Origin of the sequence: Pseudomonas fluorescens (genome assembly GCF_018614655.1) — a bacterium.
In the GTDB taxonomy this organism is placed as follows: Bacteria; Pseudomonadota; Gammaproteobacteria; order Pseudomonadales; family Pseudomonadaceae; genus Aquipseudomonas; species Aquipseudomonas fluorescens_BX.
In genome coordinates this window covers 119,900-138,819 of sequence record NZ_JAGGOG010000016.1, presented here as the reverse complement: position 1 = coordinate 138,819, position 18,920 = coordinate 119,900, and the positions used below count along the sequence as shown (strand labels likewise).

Below are 18,920 nucleotides of genomic sequence, written 5' to 3'. Positions count from 1 at the left end.
GCATTCCATCGGTCTGCCACTGATTGCCGAACGCCATCTGTCGCCACTACAATGCGAACAATTCTTGTTCTCTAAAGCATGCAGATGCTGCCGGAGTATGCACGTTGCGGCCGCCCACTACTGTCGAAGTCCTCTACCACGACCATCACAACTGGCTTACCGGCTGGTTGCGACGCAAGCTCGGCTGCCCGGACAGTGCCGCCGACCTGGCCCAGGACACATTCATCAAAGTGCTGACGGCACCGCAAACGCCGACACTGATCGAGCCCCGCGCCTTCCTTACCACCATCGCCAAGCGCGTGTTGTTCAACCATTTCCGCCGCCGAGACCTGGAGCGCGCCTACCTCGACGCCCTGGCGCAAATGCCTGAATGCGTGGCGCCCTCGGAAGAAGACCGGGCGATCATCCTGCAAACTCTGATCGAGCTCGATCAATTGCTGGACGGCTTGCCCACGGTGGTCAAGCGCGCCTTCCTGCTGGCCCAGCTCGACGGTTTGACCTATGCGCAAATCGGCAGAGCGCTGGGAATCTCCATCGCCACCGTCAAACGCCATCTCAACAAGGCAGCCCTGCGCTGTTACTTCGCCCTATGAACCCAGCCACGAACTTCTCCACCCAAGTCGCCGAACAGGCGGTGCACTGGCTGATGGAAATGCAGCAGGCACCGCTCAACTCGCGCAAGCAGGCCGCCTGGCAGCAATGGCTGGATGCCCACAGCGAACATCAACGCGCCTGGGACCATATTCAACGGGTCAACCAGCGGCTGCGTGGCATGCCGTCGCCCTTGGCCCACGCGGCCTTAAATGCACCGACGTCCAGCAGCCGGCGCCACGCCTTGAAACTGTTACTGATCCTCGGTGCCGGCTCGGCCTTGACCTGGGGCCTGCGGGAAAAACACCTGCTGCCACCGTTGAGCGCCGACTACCGCAGCCCGGTGGGCCAGCGCCGCAAGGTGCAACTGGCCGATGGCAGTCAGTTGCAGCTCAACACCGGCAGCGCGGTGGATGTACATTTCGACGGCCAACAACGCCTGATCCGTTTGCTTGAAGGCGAAATTTTGCTCACCAGCAACGCAGGCACCACCCCGCTGCGCGTCCTGACCGGCCAAGGGCTGCTCAGCGCCCAGGCGGCACGGCTGAATGTGCGGCAGTTCAGCGATCACACCCAACTGGCAGTCTTTGACGGCCACGTCGAGGTCACGCCCAAGGCCTACTCCGGCCTGCCGCTGAGCGTGGAAAAAAAACGCCAGGTGAACTTCACCCGCAAAGGCTGGGACACCGCGCAACCCGTCGATGCCGGCAGCGGCGCCTGGGCGGACGGCATGTTGGTGGCGGCCCACATGCGCCTGGCGGACTTCCTCGACGAACTGGGCCGCTATCGCCGTGGCCACCTCAATTGCGACCCGCAAGTGGCCAACCTGCTGATCTCCGGCAGCTACCCGCTGGACGACAGCGAGCGAATTCTCGACCTGCTGGAAATCAGCCTGCCGGTGAAAGTGCGGCGTTTTACCCGCTACTGGGTGACGGTCGAAGCCCGCGCCTGAATTATTTTTTGCACCTGTGAGCCGTTTTCCACACCTCGCGTGACAGAGAAGGAAAGCCACCCAGACTTCCCCTTCTCAGGACCGCCTTCCATGCCCCAGCAACCGACTCGCCTGACGCCTCTCGCTCGCACCCTGCGCCACCTGCTGCTGGGTGCCAGCCTCAGTTTCACGGTACTGCCCCACGTCGCCGCCGCCGAGGCCAAGCCTTACCGTATCGCGCCCGCCTCCCTGGAAGCGGCGCTGAACCAGTTTGGTCGTGAAGCCGGCGTGTTGATTTCCTTTGGGTCCCAAGTGACCGCTGGCGTGCAGAGTCATGGTTTGTCGGGCAGCTATACCGCCGAAGAGGGTTTGCAAAAACTGTTGGAGGGTACCGGCCTACAAGCCCGTGCCGAAGGCGATAACGCCTACAGCCTGCAATCAATCAACGCGCCGGCCACCCTTGAGCTGGGTACTTCAAGCGTGGTCGGCGACTGGTTGGGCGACGCCGCCCAGACCAACGTCTTCGAACACCCCGGCGCCCGTGACGTGATCCGCCGCGAAGCGTTCGAACGCCAGGGCGCGACCCAGGCCCGCGACGTGCTCAACCGCATCCCCGGCGTCAATGCCCCGGAAAACAACGGCACCGGCAGCCACGACATGGCACTGAACTTCGGTATTCGCGGGCTCAATCCACGGCTGGCGTCGCGCTCTACCGTATTGATGGACGGCATTCCAGTGCCCTTCGCGCCGTATGGCCAGCCGCAGTTGTCCTTCGCCCCGATCAGCATGGGCAACATGGACGCGGTGGATGTGGTGCGCGGCGGCGGCGCAGTGCGTTACGGCCCGCAGAACGTTGGCGGCATCGTCAACTTCGTGACCCGCGCGATTCCCGATGCACCCACGGTCAAAGGCGGCTTGCAGACCGAGACCAGCCCGTCCTCCAGCCACGATGGCTTCAAGACCACCGGCAATCTGCTGGCGGGCGGCACGGCCGACAATGGTCTGGGCGGCGCGATCCTGTACTCCGGCACCCGCGGCGGCGACTGGCGTGAACACAGCGACACGCAAATCGACGACCTGATCCTCAAGGGTAAATACCAACTGGACGACGCCAACAGCTTCAACGCCATGGCCCAGTACTACGAAGGCCAGGCCGATATGCCCGGCGGTTTGAGCGCGGCGGACTACAAGGCTGATCCGTATCAGTCCACCCGTCCCAACGACAAATTCTGGGGCCGGCGCACGATGTTCAACGTCGGCTATCGCTATCAGGAAGATCGCCGGGAATTCACCGTCAACAGCTTCTTCACCAAGACCCTGCGCAGCGGTTACCTGGACCAAGGCAATTTCCTCTCGCTGTCACCCCGCGAATATTGGGTGCGCGGCCTGGAAACCCGTTTCGCCCAAGGCTTCGACCTTGGTGAAACCAGCCACGAAGTCGGCGTTGGCTATCGCTACATCAACGAAGCCGGCCACGAATTGCGCTACCGCACGCCGATGACCGCCAACCAGCAATTGCCCACCACCAACAGCCGCAACGATCGCGACACCCGCGGCAGCACTGAAGCCCATGCGTTCTTTATCGATGACCGGATTGATATCGGCAAGTGGACCATCACCCCGGGCGTGCGCTACGAGATGATCGAGTCGCAACAGACCAACAACCTGACCAACGTCAAATACAAGGGTGACTACAACACGGCCTTGCCGGCGCTGAACGTGCTCTACCACCTGAGCGACGACTGGAACCTCTACGCCAACACCGAAGGCTCCTTCGGCAGCGTGCAATACAGCCAGATGCCCAACCGCGTGAACAGCGGCGAAGTGAAACCGGAAAAAGCCCGCACCTGGGAACTGGGCACGCGCTATGACAACGGCACCCTGCGGGCGGAAATTGGCGCGTTCCTGATCAACTTCGACAACCAGTACGACAGCAACCAGACCAACGACACGGTGATCGCTCGCGGTGAAACCCGCCATCAGGGCATCGAGTCCAGCATCAACTATGCCCTCGACGGGATAAGCCCGGCCCTGGCCGGTTTTGATGTGTACGCCAGCTATGCCTACGTCGACGCGACCATCCGCGAAGACGGCCCGAACAAAGGCAACCGCGTGCCCTTCTCGTCCAAGCACAAAGGCACCCTAGGCGTCGGCTACACCGAAGGCGCGTGGAAACTAAATGTGGACAGCAGCTACCAGAGCAGCCAGTTCGCCGACAACGCCAATACCCAAGCGCAAAGCGCCGACGGCAGCACCGGCCGGATCCCTGGCTACATGTTATTCAGCAGCCGTGCGGCGTATGACTTTGGCTCACAGTTATCGGATTTGACTGTGGCGGTTGGGGTGAAGAACATCTTCAACAAGCAGTACTACACGCGCTCGTTTGACGATAACAACAAGGGCAAATACGTGGGGGAACCGCGGACGGTGTATGTGCAGACGTCGGTGGCGTTCTAAAAGCTCGACGCCAGTACCTGGGGAAATGGAGATCTAATGTGGGAGCGGGCTTGCTCGCGAAGGCGGTGTATCCGTCACCAGATACTTTGACTGATCCACCGCCTTCGCGAGCAAGCCCGCTCCCACACTTGATCTGCGCTGAGTCCAAGAGCCGACGCTACCCTGAAATACAAAACGGGCCTGCATCTGCAGGCCCGTTTTCAGTGGGGTTGAAAAAACCATCAGCTATCAGCCGTTAAGCGCAGCCTGTTCGTTTTCCAGGAATTCCTCTTCAAGCTCGGCCTCGTCGGCCTTGGTATTCGGCAAGCCCTGGCCTGCGGCGCGCGGTTTGCCACGCAGTTTGCCGTACAAGTGCTCCAGCGCATGCTCCAGCTTGGTAGCCGCACCATCGATCGCTTGTTCCAGCGTATCGGCTTTATGGCAGACCGAAACCGGTTGATGGCCCTTTGGCCGTGCTTCCAATCGGCAACTTAAATCGTGGGGACCGGGCTTGTCGCCATTCTCATCCCGCAGGTAGACCTCAACGCGGGTCAGGTCTTCTTCATAATGTTCGAGCGTGCTCTCAATGGTAGTACGTACCCACTCCTCCAGTCGGATGCTGCTTTCAATATGGTTATCGCTATTGACTTGGATTTGCATAGTTCTTCCCTTATTTCAGCTAGCTCGCGAGAAGTCATTCCTGCTTCACCGGATGGGTGAAAACCATGACCTCTTGATTACACAATTGAGCAGACCGAGGAACAATTCAACCCCTCTGCAAAGATAAATCCCACATTACAAATTAAGTCTGACAACCGTTGAAAGCGCTGTTAGGGTGGGGAGTTAGTTACATCTTCTTACGCCCATCTTCCTTACAGTTGCCCCTCTCCCAACGGGTGCAATCCGCGAAAAATCTCTGCTTCCTCTACCAGCCAGTCATGCACCGCCCGCACGCCCGGATGGCTCAGCGCGCCCGGTGCGTACAGCAACACATAACGCTTGTGGTTGGGCACGGCCAGGCCGAAAGGCACAATCAAGGTACCGCGCTCCAGTTCGTCATTGAGCAAGGTGCGCCGGGCAATCGCCACGCCCATGCCGGCGATGGCTGCTTCGATGGTCAGGTGATTGCGGTTGAAGGTATGCCCACGCCGCACGTCCGCCGCGTCATAGCCGATAGCATTCAGGTAGAACTCCCACTCTGCATACTCATAACTCCCACGCCAGGCGGTGATGTCGTGGAGCAGTGGAAAATGCACCAGGTCTGCCGGGCCGTGGAGCGGCGGCCGGCCTCGCAGCAGGCTCGGCGCGCACACCGGGAAGATCTGCTCATCCAGCAAGGCTGTGGATAACAAACCGGGATAGCTGCCATCATTGAGGTCGATGGCCAGGTCAAAGTCGCCCTCGTGCAGGGCCACGCTGCTGTCTTCGGCCACTAGGCGCAGTTGAATGTCCGGAAAGCGCTGTTGCAGGCGCGGCAAACGCGGAGTCAGCCACTTGCCCAAGAACGAGGGAATCGAACGCAGGCGCAGGGTGCCGCTGATCATTCCGGCATCCAGGCGCTGCAACTCGGCGTCGATACTGCCGTACGCCTCACCCACGGTAATCGCCAACCGCTGGCCTTCGGCGCTCAACTCCACCCCGCGCGCGCGCCGATGAAACAGGCGAAACCCCAAACGCTCCTCCAACTGGCGAATCTGCTGGCTGACCGCCCCCGGCGTGATGTGCAGTTCTTCGGCGCAACGGGTGAACGACAAATGCCGTGCGGCGCACAAAAACACGTGCAGCCAAACGTAAGTCTGACCATGAAACGGGCGGCTCATAGGGTTTAGTCCTGCTAAAGGGTGTCTTAGGATAATTCGTTGGTCAGTGCCGATCCAGAGGCTCAGTATCGCGCCGATTCCGCTTGTCCTACAAAACATGGCAGCGATTCCTACTCCATTGCTTGTAAGGCTTTAGCATGGCTATCAGTGTTTTCGATCTATTCAAGGTGGGCATTGGCCCGTCCAGCTCCCATACCGTCGGTCCGATGCGTGCGGCGGCGACCTTCGCCCAAGCCTTGGCTGACCAGCAGTTGCTGAGTGACACCCGCCGCGTGGAGGTCCGCTTGTACGGCTCCCTTTCCGCCACCGGCGTCGGTCACGCCACCGACCGTGCCTGCGTCATGGGATTGATGGGCGAATGGCCTGATAGTGTTGACCCCACCAGCATCGGTCCGCGTATTCAGCAACTGCGTGAGTCGGGCCAACTGCTGCTGGCGGGCAAAGCGTCGATTGCCTTCAACTGGCAACACGATCTCCTGCTGCTGGACGAAAGCCTGCCCTACCACCCCAACGCCATGTCCCTGCATGCCTACGGGGAAAATGGCCTGCTGATCGAGCAGACCTATTACTCGGTGGGTGGTGGTTTCATCATCGAAGCCGCCGAAGCCGAATCAGGCATTGCGCCCGCCAGCGATGTGCAATTGCCCTACGACTTTTCCAGCGCCGCCGAATTGCTGAGCCTGTGCAAAAAGCACGGCCTGCGGGTCTCGGAACTGATGATGGCGAATGAACGGGCCTGGCGCAGCGATGCCGAGATTCGCAACGGCCTGTTGCATATCTGGTCAGTGATGCGCGAATGCGTCGAACAGGGCCTGCGAGATGAAGGCATCTTGCCGGGCGGCCTGGATGTGCCACGACGCGCGGCGAAATTGCACCGCAGCCTGCTGGAAATCGGCAAACCCAACGTCATCACTTCAACCTTGTCAGCCATGGAATGGGTCAACCTGTTCGCCCTGGCCGTCAACGAAGAGAACGCGGCCGGCGGGCGCATGGTCACCGCGCCGACCAACGGCGCAGCGGGGATCATTCCGGCGGTGCTGCATTACTACATGAAGTTCAACGCCGAAGCGTCTGACGACGATGTCGTCAATTTCTTCCTCGCGGCGGCGGCTGTCGGCATTCTCTGCAAGAAAAACGCCTCGATCTCCGGCGCCGAAGTCGGCTGTCAGGGCGAAGTCGGCTCTGCCTGTGCCATGGCCGCTGCCGGTCTGGCCGACATCCTCGGCGCCACCCCGGAACAGCTGGAAAACGCCGCTGAAATCGGCCTGGAACACAACCTCGGCCTGACCTGCGACCCGGTCGGTGGTCTGGTTCAGGTGCCGTGTATCGAGCGTAATGCGATCGCCGCCGTCAAAGCGATCAATGCCACGCAAATGGCCCTGCGCGGTGACGGCAAACACTTCATCTCCCTGGACCGGGTGATCCGCACCATGCGCGACACCGGCGCCGACATGCACGACAAATACAAAGAAACTTCACGGGGCGGCCTGGCCGTTAGCTGGGTGGAATGCTGAGGAGCATTCGCTGACCGTCCCAACGTGAGCCCGCGCAAGAATAATAACGAGGCAATATCGATGACCGATGTACGTACACCTGCTGCCGAAAATCCCGCTGTAGACCTGACTGCAAGCACCGTCACAAAAGGCTGGAACAAACACGACACCACCTGGATGCTCGGCCTCTACGGCACGGCCATCGGGGCCGGCACCTTGTTCCTGCCGATCAACGCCGGCGTCGGCGGCTTTTGGCCGCTGATCGTGCTGGCGCTGCTGGCTTTTCCGATGACCTTCTTCGCCCATCGTGGGCTGACGCGTTTTGTGTTGTCAGGCAAATCCGGCGACATCACCGACGTGGTGGAAGAACACTTCGGCGTCGGCGCGGGCAAGCTGATCACCCTGCTGTATTTCTTCGCGATCTTCCCGATCCTGCTGGTGTACAGCGTGGCGCTGACCAACACCTTGAGCAGTTTCATGGAACACCAACTGCACATGGCGCCGCCGCCCCGGGCGATCCTGTCCCTGGTGCTGATCCTCGGCCTGATGGCCATCGTACGTTGCGGCCAGGGCGTGATCGTCAAGGCCATGAGCGTGCTGGTCTACCCGTTCGTCGCCGCCTTGCTGTTGCTGGGCCTGAGCCTGATCCCCAACTGGAACGGTGCATTCTTCGCCTCCGCCAGTGAAGGCATGCCGCTGCCGCTGTTCTTCAAGACCCTGTGGCTGGCGATCCCGGTGATGGTGTTCTCCTTCAACCATTCGCCGATCATCTCCGCCTTTGCGGTCGACCAGAAGCGCGTCTACGGCCCACAAGCCGAGCGTAAAAGCAGCGGCATCCTGGCCATGGCCCACGGCATGATGGTGCTGACGGTGATGTTCTTCTGCTTCAGTTGCGTACTGGCCTTGTCCCCGGCAGACCTGGCGGCAGCCAAGGAACAGAACATCTCGATCCTGTCTTACCTGGCCAACCACTTCCAGACCCCAGTCATCGCCTACGCCGCGCCGTTGATCGCGCTGGTGGCAATCACCAAGTCGTTCCTGGGCCATTACATCGGCGCCAGCGAAGGCTTCCAGGGCCTGATCGTCAAATCCCTGCGCGGGCGCAACCGCTCGATGTCGGCCAAATGGCTGGAACGCTGCACCGCGCTGTTCATGGTCCTGACCTGCTGGGCCGTCGCCACCTTCAACCCGAGCATCCTGGGCATGATCGAAACCCTGGGCGGGCCGATCATCGCCTGCCTGCTGTTCCTGATGCCGATGTACGCCATTCGTCGCGTGCCATCTTTGCGCCAGTACTCGGGCCAGGCGTCGAACGTGTTCGTGGTGTTGATCGGGCTGATTGCGCTGTCTGCGATCGTTTTCTCGTTTATGCCCTGAAACCGGGCACTGCTCTCAACAACACCACCGACTCAATGTGGGAGCGGCGGTGCGACGATTCGACTTGCTCGCGAAGGCGGTCGATCAGTCAACACATCTGGTGACTGACCCAACGCCTTCGCGAGCAAGTCGAATCGTCGCACCGCCGCTCCCACATGGGTTTTGTGGCTACCCGTAGAATCGCATCTTGCCTAAACGGCACGGCCTTTGCTCTACCCCTCATGAGGAAAACGGACCTTGTGAAAACCTCAGCGAGCGAATGGCCGATGGTCTGGAAACACAAACTAATCCCGACACCGGCCGTCAATGACTGCATGCTCTTATCAGGCGGTAGCGCACCATGGACAATCCTTTTCAGATCATCACCGACACCTTTACCCCCCAATACCGGGTCAATCTGAGCATTCAACGGCTCGATGGCAGCATCATGCTGACCCTTTCCGACGATAACGGCGTGGTGGCCAAACGCATGATCAGCGCCGCACAACGCAACGACCCGCAACGGCTCAGGCGCTTGGTGCAAAGTGTGCAGTTCGGCATCGCCATCGAACAAGGCCACTGCGCCATGGAAATCCTGGCGGTGATGACCGATGGCGATAGTCCTCTACCTCTTCAACGGCCGCCCAACAGTCGACCGCCATTAACCACCGGGTTTTAAAGCTCGCCCTTCTCCGTCTCCTGGCTCGCTTGGCCTTTGCGCCGCGGGCCTTCAACCTTCACCGACGGAAACTGCGAGGACGCATAACGCACCACCAGAATCGCGAAGGCCAACAACAGAATCCCGCCGCACAGGTAGATGATGCCGATGTCCGGCGGGTTGTGGTGGGAGACGTTGGAAATCAGCAGACGGGTCAGCGCGGTGATCGCCACATAAATCAGGAACCGCACCGGCATGTGGTTGGTCTTGAAATAAATCCCGACCATCGCCCCCAGTTCCAGGTAGATGAACAACAGCAAGATGTCATCGATCTTGATGTGCCCGTTTTCGAGCATCCCCAAAAACTCCATCACCGCCGCCCAGGCCGTCACCGCACCAATGGCAAACAACGCCAGGTAGTGGAACGTCTCGACGAACAGATTACCCAGGGACTCGGCCAGTTGATGCACGTTATGCCGCAGTTTTTCGGCCCAGTTGATTTTCACGATGATGCTTCCTTAGGTCGGCTCGACCGGATAATGCGGGTTGGACGTGACGGTTTCTCTGCATGCAGAAAAAAGGCCAGGGACAGAGGGTGAGAAGGTGGCCGGATGATATTAGGCACTTCTTGGCGCTCTGTAGCCGCTGCCGAGGTACGAGGCTGCGATGCGGGCCGCAGGACCGCCGCCTGGGGGGCTACATCGGAATGCCGCCCAGCCCCATCGCAGCCTCGTACCTCGGCAGCGGCTACAGGGTTTCGGTTGCATCACCCTCAAGCGGGGGTGGCTTGCTCCAACGCTCGCTCGACCAACAAGCCGCTCATTTCCACCAGCTGATGGATGGCCAGCAACAGGCTTCGTTGCGAGCCCTCAAGTTCAAAAGCCAGACTGCTTGCCATTTCACGAGCACTGTTCAAGGTTTCGCTGGCATTGACCAGTAACGTTTCCGTATCAGCTCGAGACGTAACGCTGAAAAGCCTCGCGGGGGATTCGGGTGAAGGCTGAGATGACTCAGATCGCAGACAGTGATCAATGGCCCGATTGGCGGCAGCCTGGAGCCGACCGTCATTGCGCGAATTGTCAGGGGGGTTGGGGGAGTGCTTTTTCATGGTGTATCTCTTCTTGAATGGAAGGGAATCCACCACCGTCTGCCGCCAAGCAGATTGGGTGACGGATTGCACAAGGTTGGCGGACCGGTAAGAAGGCAACCCAGCACCCCGAAGGGTCCTTGCGCAACCCGCCATAACATAGGAATGCGGACGTAAAAAACGTCTGCAATCTTGTTGGGGGGCAGTTGCGCCATCTTACACCGGGCCGCCAAGCCCGTTTGCTGCATGTGCAGCGAACGGCGAAGGTAAGCCACCGGACGAAACCGGCGCAACCCCGGCAAGTTGTCAGAAATTTCTTCTGCTGCAAACCCCCATTTACCGACTACATTAAAAACCTGCTATCCAAATCAAAGCGTTTGGCTTATCCTTTTTGCTGTATATAAATACAGTAGCCGCAAAAGACAACTATCGTGAAGGCATGTGAGGTGGTGAATGGCCGTCGAAGTGGTATACCGCAGCAGCCGAGATCTGGAGCGTTTGTTCATGGATAAAGCCGAAGCTGACCGTCATGACAAGATGCTTGAACTCGCCGAGTTGCTGGCAGAAGTGTTGCAAAAAGCCGTGCCTTCCCTGAGCGAGCAGCAGGTGGAGGAAGCCGGAATCTACATGGCGAAGAATCGCGATGTGTTTGCCAAGGCGTTCAAGAACCAACCGGACGCGCTGTCCGAGTTGCTGAACCCGCCGGCGGAATAAAGCCCGAATTGAACAGGCTCTGAATCATTGGTTCAGGGCCTTTTTAATACCTGTTTATCGGTACAACAGCCGCTCCGCCAACTCATCCGCCACCCGCGCAGGCGAGCGCTTTTCAGCCTGGGCATGGGCGAAGATTTCCGTCAGGCGCGTACCGATGTTCGATAAGTGCGCCGTGATGGTCGCCAGCTCTGCGCCGCTATGTTTGAGGGCGACGTAGATCAGCCCGCCCGAGTTGATGACGTAGTCCGGGGCATAAAGGATGCCGCGCCCTTCCAACTGATCGGCCACTTGCAGGTTGGTCAACTGGGCACTGGCGGAACCGGCCACGGCGGCGCAGCGCAACTGGGCGACGCTGTGGCGGTTGAGCACGGCGCCCAGGCCGCAGGGCGCGAGAATGTCGCACGGGGTACTGAGCAAGGCTTCATTGGCAATCGGGTGAGCGCCCAGTTGCTCCATGGCCAATTGCACTTTGCCGTGGTCGATATCACTGACCAGCAGTTCAGCCCCCGCCGCATGCAGTTGCTCGGCCAGGGCGTAGCCGACGTTGCCCAGGCCCTGAATCGCCACGCGCAGGCCTTCCAGGTTATCGCTGCCCAAGCGGGCCATGGCGGTGGTGCGGATGCCGGCGAATACGCCCATGGCGGCGTGGGGCGAAGGATCGCCAGCGGCCGTGGTGCTGGTGACAAAGCGAGTTTGCTGGGCAATGCAGTCCATGTCGGCGACCGAGGTGCCGCTGTCGATGGCGGTGATGTAGCGGCCGTCGAGTTGCTCGATGCAGCGGCCAAAGGCTTCGAACAGGGCCGCGCGGCTTTCAACGTGGGCCGGGCGGACGATCACGGCGTTACCGCCGCCGACCTGTAAACCCGCCAGGGCAGCCTTGTAGCTCATGCCCTGGGCCAGGCGCGCAGCATCCGCGACGGCGCTTTCGTCGTCCGGATAGGCCAGGTAGCGACACCCTCCCAGGGCGGGACCCAGGCGAGTGCTGTGGATGGCAATGACCGCCTTCAACCCCGTCACCGGGTCGACACTCAGGTGCAGCGATTCAAGGCGTGAGCTGTGCATGAGCGCAAACATCGTCGAGCTCCCGAATCACTTCGTGTAATCGCCAAGTATAGGCCTGCGGTAAAAGCTTGCCGAAGTACGCAGGAATAAGCCGAGCGGTTTTACAGGCTTTGCGACATAAACAGGTGGGGGGAATTTCTTATAAGGCACTGGACGAAAGTGTTCTGCAAGGCTAAAACGAACCATCCGCCGGAGACCGTAATGAATCCCCGCCAAGCCTTTTTCGCCTGTCTGGAACGTTCACCCCCCGCGCTGTTTGAAGCCGCGCTGTGGATGGCTGCCGAACACGACCCCGCTGTCGAGCCGCTCGCCATCCTGCACGACTTCAAAGAGCTGGCGCAGCGGATCAACCTCGGCATGCCCACCCTGCCACCCGATGAACTGGGCCAACCGCTGCTGCGGCGCATGAATGACTTGGGCTTCGCCCAGGACGACTACACCCCGTTACGCCCCGCCGCCGCCCTGCTGGACAAGGTGCTGCAACGCAAGCGTGGGCAACCGCTGGCTCTGGGCCTGATCGCCCTGGAGCTAGCGCGACGGCTGGATATTCCCATGGTCGGGGTCAACTTTCCGGGGCACTTCTTGCTCCGCGTGCCCGGTACCGATCATCTGCTGGACCCCTGCGGCGGACGGCGCCTGTACCCCAACGATTGCCGCGAACTGCTGCAACGCCAGTACGGGCCGAACCTCAAGCTGCAGGCCGATCACCTGCACACCGCCGAGCCTCGGGAGATCCTGCAACGGCTGTCACGCAATCTGCGCCAGTTGCACCTGTCCAACGACGATCACCTGGCCGCCCTGGTGGACGCCGAACGCGTGTTGGAGTTGGGCAATGCCAGCGCTGCCGACTACCTTGCCCGCGCCAGCTTGTACCAGCGCCTGGACTGCCCGAATGCCGAGCGCTTTGATCTGGAGCACGCCTTGATGCTCAGTGAAGACCCGATCCAGCGGCTGCGCCTGACCGAGCGGCTGGGGCATCTGCCGCCCAATTCAGTGGTGCATTGAAGCCACCGCTCACGACTTTGTCGGTGCCTTGAGGATATCGCTGTACAACGGATCTTTCGGTACGTCGCTGCTCGGCGAACGCACTTGAATGATCAACAACGCCGCAATCACCGCCGGAATCGCGCAGAAAAAGAAAATCTGCTGCACCGGAATATGCATCGCCAACAGCATGCTGCCGAACAGCGGCCCCAGGATCGAACCAAATCGCCCCACGCCCAACGCCCAACCCGTGCCGGTGGCACGTACGTGGGCCGGGTAGAAGTTGCTGGCGAACGCATTGAGGGTCAACTGGCCGCCGATGATGCAGAAACCGGCCGCGAACACGCTGGCCACCAGATAACGCGGATTGTCGTGATTGAGCCCCAGCAAGATCGTGCACACCGCCGCAGCGGCCAACACGCCAGACAGCAGCCGCACTTTGCTTTTTAGTCGGTCAGCAAACCAGGCCATGCCGATAGCGCCCAAGGTACCGGCGAACAGGAACATCGAGGTCACCAGGTTGGCTTCGTTCATGCCCAAGCCACTTTCCAGCAGCAGCGACGGCAGCCAACTGATCATGAAATACAGCAGGATCAGGCTGACAAAAAAGGTCGCCCAGATCAGCAGGGTCGGACGGGCGTAACCATGGCGAAACAGCTCTACCACGGTCAGTTTGCTGCCCTGCTCCTGACGATTTTCTGCCTCGCTCGCAGCAGGTGGCTGCCAGCCGGGCAGCATGCGTGCGGTGACTTTTTGCAGGCGCGCATAGGGTGGTGCGTCACGCAGCAAGCGCGGCAGTGACTCCGGTAGTAACCAGGCCAGGAACGGGAACAGCAGCAACGGTGTGATGCCACCCGCCAGGAACACCGCTTGCCAGCCGAAGCTGTCGATAAACCCGGCCGCGACAAACCCGCCTGCTGCGCCACCGAACGAAAAGCCACACGCCGCCAACGTCACCATCAAGGTACGCAGGCGCGGCGGCGAGTATTCAGACATCAGGGCCATGGCGCTGGGCATCGCGCCGCCCATGCCGATGCCGCAGATGAAACGCGCGGCCATCAGGGTATTCAGGGAATCCGCGAAGACCATCAGCACCGTGAGGCTGGCGTAGATCAATACACAACACAGCAGGATGCGCCGCACACCGAAGCGATCCGCCAGCGGTGTCACCGCCAGGGAGCCAAGGGTCAGCCCCAACAGGTTGGCGCTGAAGACCGGACCAAACGCGGCTTTTTCCAGGCCCCAGTCCCTGGCCAACGCTGGCACTACGTAACCCAGGACCTGAGCGTCGTAGCCGTCGGTGACCAGCAGCAACGCCAGCAACAGGAGAATCAACCACTGGTAGCGCGACACCGGACGGGCGTCGAGAGCCGCGCGAAAGCTGGCAATCTGATTGTGCATCGCAAAGTACCTGTGTTGTTTTTTATAGGTATCCGCCTTCATGCGAGGCGGTTTTGACCAGGCAAATCCAATCGAAACAATCGCAGGTGTAGCCGCTTGCGATGGGTTGCGTAGCGACCCCAAGGGCGGTCCTGCGGACACGCATCGCAGCCTCGTGCCTCGGCAGCGGCTACACCCATCGCGGGCAAGCCCGGCTCCTACATTGTTTTAGGGTGTGGCAGGGGTGTCCGGTTGATTGGCCGGGTGCGCCTGCACGAACGCCGGATGCTTTGCCGTCAGCTCAGCCACCCGCCGAATGCGTGGGTAGGCATCCAACGGCACCTTGAAGCGCTCTGCCGCGTACAGCTGCGGAATAAGAAACGCATCCGCCATGCCGGGCTGATCACCAAAGCAGTAACCCTGATCACCAATCAACTGCTCCACCGCCGCCAACCCCTGACTGATCCAATGGCCAATCCACTCCAGCACCTGCGCCTCGTCGTGCCCCCACTGTTTGAGCAGGTTCTGGGTGCTGGAGTTGTGCAAGGGATGGATGTCACAACCGATGATCGACGCCACCGCCCGCTCATGAGCCCGGCTTGCCAGGTCCTTGGAGAGCAACGGCACCTGTGGATAACATTCTTCGAGGTACTCGATGATCGCCGGCGACTGAATCAACAGCTCGCCGTCATCGGTGCGCAAGGCGGGCACGCGGCCTTGCGGGTTGATGGCAAGGTACTCCGGCTGGCGATTGGCGCCACCCTTGGGCACCAGCAGGTTGACCGGCACCGCCGTAAAGTCCAGGCCCTTGAGCGCGAGCGCGATACGCACCCGATACGACGAAGTGGAGCGGTAGTACGTATAGAGTTCCATAACCCTGCCCTCTCAGCGCGCCGCGATCACAGTGCCCCGGCATTCGCCGAAGCCGATGGAAGCAAACCCTTCACGGGCGCAACGGGCCCGCAGGATGATTTCGTCGCCGTCTTCAAGGAATTTACGGACTTCACCGGATGCCAGTTCAATCGGCTTTTTACCGCCTTCGGTGATTTCCAGCAGGCTGCCGAACTGCCCCGCCTGCGGCCCCGACAACGTGCCCGAACCAAACAGATCGCCGGCCTGCAATTGGCAGCCGTTGACGCTGTGGTGCGTGACCATCTGCGCCACGGTCCAGTACATGTGTCGGGTGTTGCTCAGGGTCAGGCGGTGGGCCGGCAGATTCTGCTCGCGCATCGAGGCGGTGGTCAGCAGCACTTCCAGTTCAATATCGAAAGCGCCGCCTTTCTGGTCGCGTGTGTCCAGCAGGTACGGCAGCGGTTGCGGGTCGCCTTCAGGGCGTGCCGGTTGTGCCTTGCGGAAAGGCTCCAGCGCTTCGGCCGTCACTACCCATGGCGAGATGCTGGTGATAAAGCTTTTCGACAGGAACGGCCCCAGAGGCTGGTATTCCCAGGCCTGGATATCTCGGGCCGACCAATCGTTGAGCAGGCAGAACCCGGCGATGTGATCCGCCGCGTCACCAATGGCAATCGAGTCGCCCATGGCGTTGCCCTGGCCGATCCAGATCCCCAGTTCCAGTTCGTAATCCAGGCGAGCGCACGGGCCGAAGGTAGGTTCGGTCTGGCCCGCAGGCAGTGTCTGGCCCTTGGGACGGCGCACCTCGGTACCCGAAGGGCGAATCGTCGACGCACGGCCGTGATAACCGATGGGTACGTACTTGTAGTTGGGCAGCAACGGGTTGTCGGGACGGAAGAGTTTGCCGACGTTTTGTGCGTGTTCGATGCCGACGTAGAAGTCGGTGTAATCGTTGATCTTCGCCGGCAGGTGCATCTGGCAATCGGCGGCCAACGGCAGCACTTTCGCCCCCAGCGCTTCGAGCTTGCCACGCAGGCTGCTGTCTTCAGCCAGCAGTTCCAGCAGGCGCTCGCGCAAGGCCACGCGAGGGCCACGGCCCAGCTCGAAGAAAGCGTTCAATTGACCGCCAACGGTGGCTTCCACGGCACGACGAGCCTCGCCGTCAAAGAAATCCAACGCCGCGTGCAGGTCGAAAATATGCTCACCAATGGCCACGCCACTGCGCGGCGCCGAACCGTTAACACTGAACACACCCAGCGGCAGGTTTTGCAACGGGAAGTCGTGGTGACCGTTGGCCGAGGCCACCCAACTGCGGGTGATGGTGGACTGAGTCATGGGTTATCTCCGATTCGGGTTGAAGGTTGCGGGCAGCGAGGCCCAGCAAGCGTCGTAATTGTTTTGCAGCTGCGTGCATTCCAGGGCAAACCGGGTGGGACGCAGCACCTGGCTGGTCTCGAACATGAAGGCCATGGTGTTATCGATCTTGTGGGGCGCCAGGTCTGCGGCAATGGCCTTGGTGCAGCTCTCGCCGTCCGGACCATGGGCGCTCATGCAACTGTGCAGGGACGCGCCGCCCGGCAGGAAGCCTTCGGCCTTGGCGTCGTAGGCGCCCTGGATCAGGCCCATGTATTCGTTCATCAGGTTGCGGTGGAACCACGGTGGCCGGAAGGTGTTCTCGGCGACCATCCAGCGCGGCGGGAAGATCACGAAATCGAGGTTGGCCAGGCCGTGTACGCTGGTGGGTGAGGTCAATACGGTAAAGATCGACGGATCAGGATGATCGAAGCTCACGGTGCCGAGAGTGTTGAAGCGGCGCAGGTCGTATTTGTACGGCACGTTATTGCCGTGCCAGGCCACCACGTTCAATGGTGAATGATCCAACTCGCAGCCCCACAGTTCGCCGAGGAATTTCTGCACCAGCGTCGTGGGTTGCTTGAGGTCTTCGTAATGGGCCACGGGGGTGAGGAAGTCCCGTGCGTTGGCCAGGCCGTTGCTGCCAATAGGGCCAAGATCCGGCAGGCGCAGCGGCGCGCCGTGGTTTTCCGCGACATAGCCACGGGCCTGGGCATCCAGCAGTTCGACGCGGAATTTCAGGCCGCGGGGCAGCACGACGATTTCCAGCGGCTCGACTTCCAGCACACCCAATTCGGTGGCGATGCGCAGGCGGCCTTGCTCGGGAACGATCAACAGCTCGCCGTCGGCGTTGAAGAACACCCGGTCCATGGAACGGTTGGCGCGATAGTTATAGATGCTGATGCCGGCGGGCTTTTCCGCTCCAGAGTTGGCAACCATGCCCACCAGGCCGTCGATGAAATCGGTGGGGTCGCTCGGGATATCCAGCGGGTTCCAGCGCAGGCGATTGGGGGTCACGGCGCCCAGTGGGCCGCCGGCCAACTGCCGCTCAAGCTTCACAAATGCCGGGTGATTGGCCGACGGCTGAATGCGGTACAGCCAGGTACGCCGCGCTTCGCTGCGCGCCATGGTGAAAGCCGTGCCGGAGAACAGTTCGGTGTACAGCCCGTAGGGCGCTTTTTGCGGGGAGTTCTGGCCGACGGGCAAGGCACCGGGCAAGGCTTCACTGGCGAATTCATTGCCAAAGCCCGATTGGTATTCGAGGGTCATGGATCTTCCTCTGCGTAGAAGTTATTTTTATCGTAATCCAATTACGCATAACGTAATTTGATTGGTATTGACCGTCAAGCTATAAAGACCGCCATTCGTCTTGGGATACACGCCTTCCATGGAAAAGCTGCCCGCTACCCGCGACACCGGTAAACAGAAAGTCCGCTCGGCCGAGGTCGGCACCGATATCCTCAAGGCCTTGGCCGAACTGTCGCCGGCGACATCGTTATCGCGTCTGGCCGAGCATGTGCAAATGCCGGCGAGCAAGGTCCATCGCTACTTGCAGGCCCTGATCGCCAGTGGTTTTGCCGAGCAGAACACCGCTACCAACCACTATGGCCTGGGCCGCGAAGCCTTGCGCGTGGGTTTGGCCGCACTGGGCAGTATGGACGTGCTGAAAGTCGCTGCCCTGCCCCTGGCGGAACTGCGGGACGAGTTGAATGAAACCTGCTTCCTTGCGGTGTGGGGCAATCAGGGCGCCACCGTGGTGCACATCGAACCGGCCGTGCGGGCCGTGACGGTGGTGACGCAACTGGGCTCGGTGCTGCCGCTGCTGAGTTCGTCCACGGGGCTGGTGTTCAGCGCCTTTCTGCCCTCGCGGGAAACGGTCGAGTTGCGTGAGCGGGAGATTCAGGCGGGTATCGCCCATGCCCTGGTGGATGATCAGGCGTATGCCGACACCTGTGAACAGATTCGCCAGCGCGGGCTGCATTTTGTCCACGGCCTGCTGATGCCGGGCGTGGACGCGCTGTCGGCGCCGGTGTTCAACGCGATGGGGCAAGTGGCGGCAGTGTTGACGGTGGTGGGGCCGACGTCGTTGTTTCATGCCGATGAGGATGGGCCGGCGGCCAAGCGATTGCTCGCGGCGAGCCAGGCGGTGAGTTGGCGGATGGGGTATCAGCCCTGATTCAATTCTGCTGACACATTGGCCTGCGTT

At 60.8% G+C, this 18,920-nt stretch carries 18 protein-coding genes; 9 read left to right on the top strand and 9 right to left on the bottom strand.

Annotated features, from left to right (window positions below; genetic code table 11):
• Window positions 1–104 precede the first annotated feature (104 nt).
• The 3 genes from J7E41_RS16605 to fecA all read left to right on the top strand — a co-directional run bounded on the left by J7E41_RS16605 (window position 105) and on the right by fecA (window position 3,979).
• On the top strand, window positions 105–593 hold the full coding sequence (locus J7E41_RS16605) for a sigma-70 family RNA polymerase sigma factor (protein ID WP_214994428.1): 489 nt from the start codon (window positions 105–107) through the stop codon (window positions 591–593).
• Window positions 590–1,543, top strand: a complete 954-nt coding sequence (locus J7E41_RS16600) for a FecR domain-containing protein (RefSeq protein ID WP_214994426.1) — start codon at window positions 590–592, stop codon at window positions 1,541–1,543. Before J7E41_RS16605 ends, J7E41_RS16600 begins: the two co-directional genes overlap by 4 nt.
• 90 nt (window positions 1,544–1,633) lie before the next feature.
• Window positions 1,634–3,979, top strand: coding sequence for a TonB-dependent Fe(3+) dicitrate receptor FecA (gene fecA / locus J7E41_RS16595; protein WP_214994424.1), 2,346 nt, complete (start codon window positions 1,634–1,636; stop codon window positions 3,977–3,979).
• Window positions 3,980–4,207: 228 nt separating this feature from the next.
• Here fecA and J7E41_RS16590 read toward each other — a convergent pair whose 3' ends face one another.
• Entirely contained in the window at window positions 4,208–4,618 is a 411-nt protein-coding gene (locus J7E41_RS16590) for an HPF/RaiA family ribosome-associated protein (RefSeq protein ID WP_214994422.1), read from the bottom strand.
• Between the two features lie 212 nt (window positions 4,619–4,830).
• Window positions 4,831–5,778, bottom strand: a complete 948-nt coding sequence (locus J7E41_RS16585) for a LysR substrate-binding domain-containing protein (RefSeq protein ID WP_214994420.1) — start codon at window positions 5,776–5,778, stop codon at window positions 4,831–4,833.
• Window positions 5,779–5,915: 137 nt separating this feature from the next.
• On the opposite strand from J7E41_RS16585, the gene J7E41_RS16580 reads away from it, so the two are divergent.
• The 3 genes from J7E41_RS16580 to J7E41_RS16570 all read left to right on the top strand — a co-directional run bounded on the left by J7E41_RS16580 (window position 5,916) and on the right by J7E41_RS16570 (window position 9,306).
• Window positions 5,916–7,292 (top strand): L-serine ammonia-lyase, encoded by a 1,377-nt coding sequence (locus tag J7E41_RS16580; RefSeq protein WP_214994418.1) that lies wholly within the window; start codon window positions 5,916–5,918, stop codon window positions 7,290–7,292.
• A 60-nt stretch (window positions 7,293–7,352) separates the two neighbouring features.
• Window positions 7,353–8,648, top strand: coding sequence for a serine/threonine transporter (locus J7E41_RS16575; protein ID WP_214994416.1), 1,296 nt, complete (start codon window positions 7,353–7,355; stop codon window positions 8,646–8,648).
• Between the two features lie 340 nt (window positions 8,649–8,988).
• Complete coding sequence (locus J7E41_RS16570; RefSeq protein WP_214994414.1) at window positions 8,989–9,306, top strand: DUF3509 domain-containing protein; 318 nt, start codon at window positions 8,989–8,991, stop codon at window positions 9,304–9,306.
• Here J7E41_RS16570 and J7E41_RS16565 read toward each other — a convergent pair.
• Both J7E41_RS16565 and J7E41_RS16560 read right to left on the bottom strand, forming a co-directional pair.
• Window positions 9,303–9,791, bottom strand: coding sequence for a phosphate-starvation-inducible protein PsiE (locus J7E41_RS16565; RefSeq protein ID WP_214994412.1), 489 nt, complete (start codon window positions 9,789–9,791; stop codon window positions 9,303–9,305). The genes J7E41_RS16570 and J7E41_RS16565 overlap by 4 nt on opposite strands.
• A 266-nt stretch (window positions 9,792–10,057) precedes the next feature.
• A complete protein-coding gene (locus tag J7E41_RS16560) occupies window positions 10,058–10,393 on the bottom strand; it encodes a DUF6124 family protein (protein ID WP_214994410.1) in 336 nt (111 codons plus the stop codon).
• Window positions 10,394–10,825: 432 nt separating this feature from the next.
• On the opposite strand from J7E41_RS16560, the gene J7E41_RS16555 reads away from it, so the two are divergent.
• Window positions 10,826–11,086: a YebG family protein gene (locus tag J7E41_RS16555; RefSeq protein ID WP_214994407.1), complete on the top strand. Its 261-nt coding sequence runs from the start codon at window positions 10,826–10,828 to the stop codon at window positions 11,084–11,086.
• A 54-nt stretch (window positions 11,087–11,140) separates the two neighbouring features.
• Here J7E41_RS16555 and J7E41_RS16550 read toward each other — a convergent pair whose 3' ends face one another.
• Window positions 11,141–12,160 (bottom strand): Glu/Leu/Phe/Val dehydrogenase family protein, encoded by a 1,020-nt coding sequence (locus tag J7E41_RS16550; RefSeq protein WP_214994405.1) that lies wholly within the window; start codon window positions 12,158–12,160, stop codon window positions 11,141–11,143.
• 189 nt (window positions 12,161–12,349) lie between these two features.
• Here J7E41_RS16550 and J7E41_RS16545 point away from each other — a divergent pair, with 189 nt between their 5' ends.
• The gene (locus J7E41_RS16545; protein WP_214994403.1) at window positions 12,350–13,153 is read left to right on the top strand and encodes a SirB1 family protein; all 804 of its coding nucleotides are present in this window, start codon (window positions 12,350–12,352) and stop codon (window positions 13,151–13,153) included.
• A 9-nt stretch (window positions 13,154–13,162) separates the two neighbouring features.
• Here the strand turns inward: J7E41_RS16545 and J7E41_RS16540 are convergent, their stop codons facing one another.
• The 4 genes from J7E41_RS16540 to hmgA form a co-directional block, all read right to left on the bottom strand.
• Complete coding sequence (locus tag J7E41_RS16540; RefSeq protein WP_214994401.1) at window positions 13,163–14,533, bottom strand: MFS transporter; 1,371 nt, start codon at window positions 14,531–14,533, stop codon at window positions 13,163–13,165.
• A 207-nt stretch (window positions 14,534–14,740) separates the two neighbouring features.
• Complete coding sequence (gene maiA, locus J7E41_RS16535; protein ID WP_214994400.1) at window positions 14,741–15,385, bottom strand: maleylacetoacetate isomerase; 645 nt, start codon at window positions 15,383–15,385, stop codon at window positions 14,741–14,743.
• A 12-nt stretch (window positions 15,386–15,397) separates the two neighbouring features.
• Entirely contained in the window at window positions 15,398–16,696 is a 1,299-nt protein-coding gene (gene fahA / locus J7E41_RS16530; RefSeq protein WP_214994399.1) for a fumarylacetoacetase, read from the bottom strand.
• Window positions 16,697–16,699: 3 nt separating this feature from the next.
• Complete coding sequence (hmgA, locus tag J7E41_RS16525; protein ID WP_214994398.1) at window positions 16,700–17,983, bottom strand: homogentisate 1,2-dioxygenase; 1,284 nt, start codon at window positions 17,981–17,983, stop codon at window positions 16,700–16,702.
• A 118-nt stretch (window positions 17,984–18,101) separates the two neighbouring features.
• On the opposite strand from hmgA, the gene J7E41_RS16520 reads away from it, so the two are divergent.
• Window positions 18,102–18,890, top strand: a complete 789-nt coding sequence (locus J7E41_RS16520; RefSeq protein ID WP_214994397.1) for an IclR family transcriptional regulator — start codon at window positions 18,102–18,104, stop codon at window positions 18,888–18,890.
• Window positions 18,891–18,920: the final 30 nt, after the last annotated feature.

Coding starts and splice junctions, on each gene's coding strand:
- J7E41_RS16600 (WP_214994426.1), top strand. CDS start 590: ATGAACCCAGCCACGAACTTCTCCACCCAAGTCGCCGAACAGGCGGTG.
- fecA (WP_214994424.1), top strand. CDS start 1,634: ATGCCCCAGCAACCGACTCGCCTGACGCCTCTCGCTCGCACCCTGCGC.
- J7E41_RS16590 (WP_214994422.1), bottom strand. CDS start 4,618: ATGCAAATCCAAGTCAATAGCGATAACCATATTGAAAGCAGCATCCGA.
- J7E41_RS16585 (WP_214994420.1), bottom strand. CDS start 5,778: ATGAGCCGCCCGTTTCATGGTCAGACTTACGTTTGGCTGCACGTGTTT.
- J7E41_RS16580 (WP_214994418.1), top strand. CDS start 5,916: ATGGCTATCAGTGTTTTCGATCTATTCAAGGTGGGCATTGGCCCGTCC.
- J7E41_RS16575 (WP_214994416.1), top strand. CDS start 7,353: ATGACCGATGTACGTACACCTGCTGCCGAAAATCCCGCTGTAGACCTG.
- J7E41_RS16570 (WP_214994414.1), top strand. CDS start 8,989: ATGGACAATCCTTTTCAGATCATCACCGACACCTTTACCCCCCAATAC.
- J7E41_RS16560 (WP_214994410.1), bottom strand. CDS start 10,393: ATGAAAAAGCACTCCCCCAACCCCCCTGACAATTCGCGCAATGACGGT.
- J7E41_RS16555 (WP_214994407.1), top strand. CDS start 10,826: ATGGCCGTCGAAGTGGTATACCGCAGCAGCCGAGATCTGGAGCGTTTG.
- J7E41_RS16550 (WP_214994405.1), bottom strand. CDS start 12,160: ATGTTTGCGCTCATGCACAGCTCACGCCTTGAATCGCTGCACCTGAGT.
- J7E41_RS16545 (WP_214994403.1), top strand. CDS start 12,350: ATGAATCCCCGCCAAGCCTTTTTCGCCTGTCTGGAACGTTCACCCCCC.
- J7E41_RS16540 (WP_214994401.1), bottom strand. CDS start 14,533: ATGCACAATCAGATTGCCAGCTTTCGCGCGGCTCTCGACGCCCGTCCG.
- maiA (WP_214994400.1), bottom strand. CDS start 15,385: ATGGAACTCTATACGTACTACCGCTCCACTTCGTCGTATCGGGTGCGT.
- fahA (WP_214994399.1), bottom strand. CDS start 16,696: ATGACTCAGTCCACCATCACCCGCAGTTGGGTGGCCTCGGCCAACGGT.
- hmgA (WP_214994398.1), bottom strand. CDS start 17,983: ATGACCCTCGAATACCAATCGGGCTTTGGCAATGAATTCGCCAGTGAA.
- J7E41_RS16520 (WP_214994397.1), top strand. CDS start 18,102: ATGGAAAAGCTGCCCGCTACCCGCGACACCGGTAAACAGAAAGTCCGC.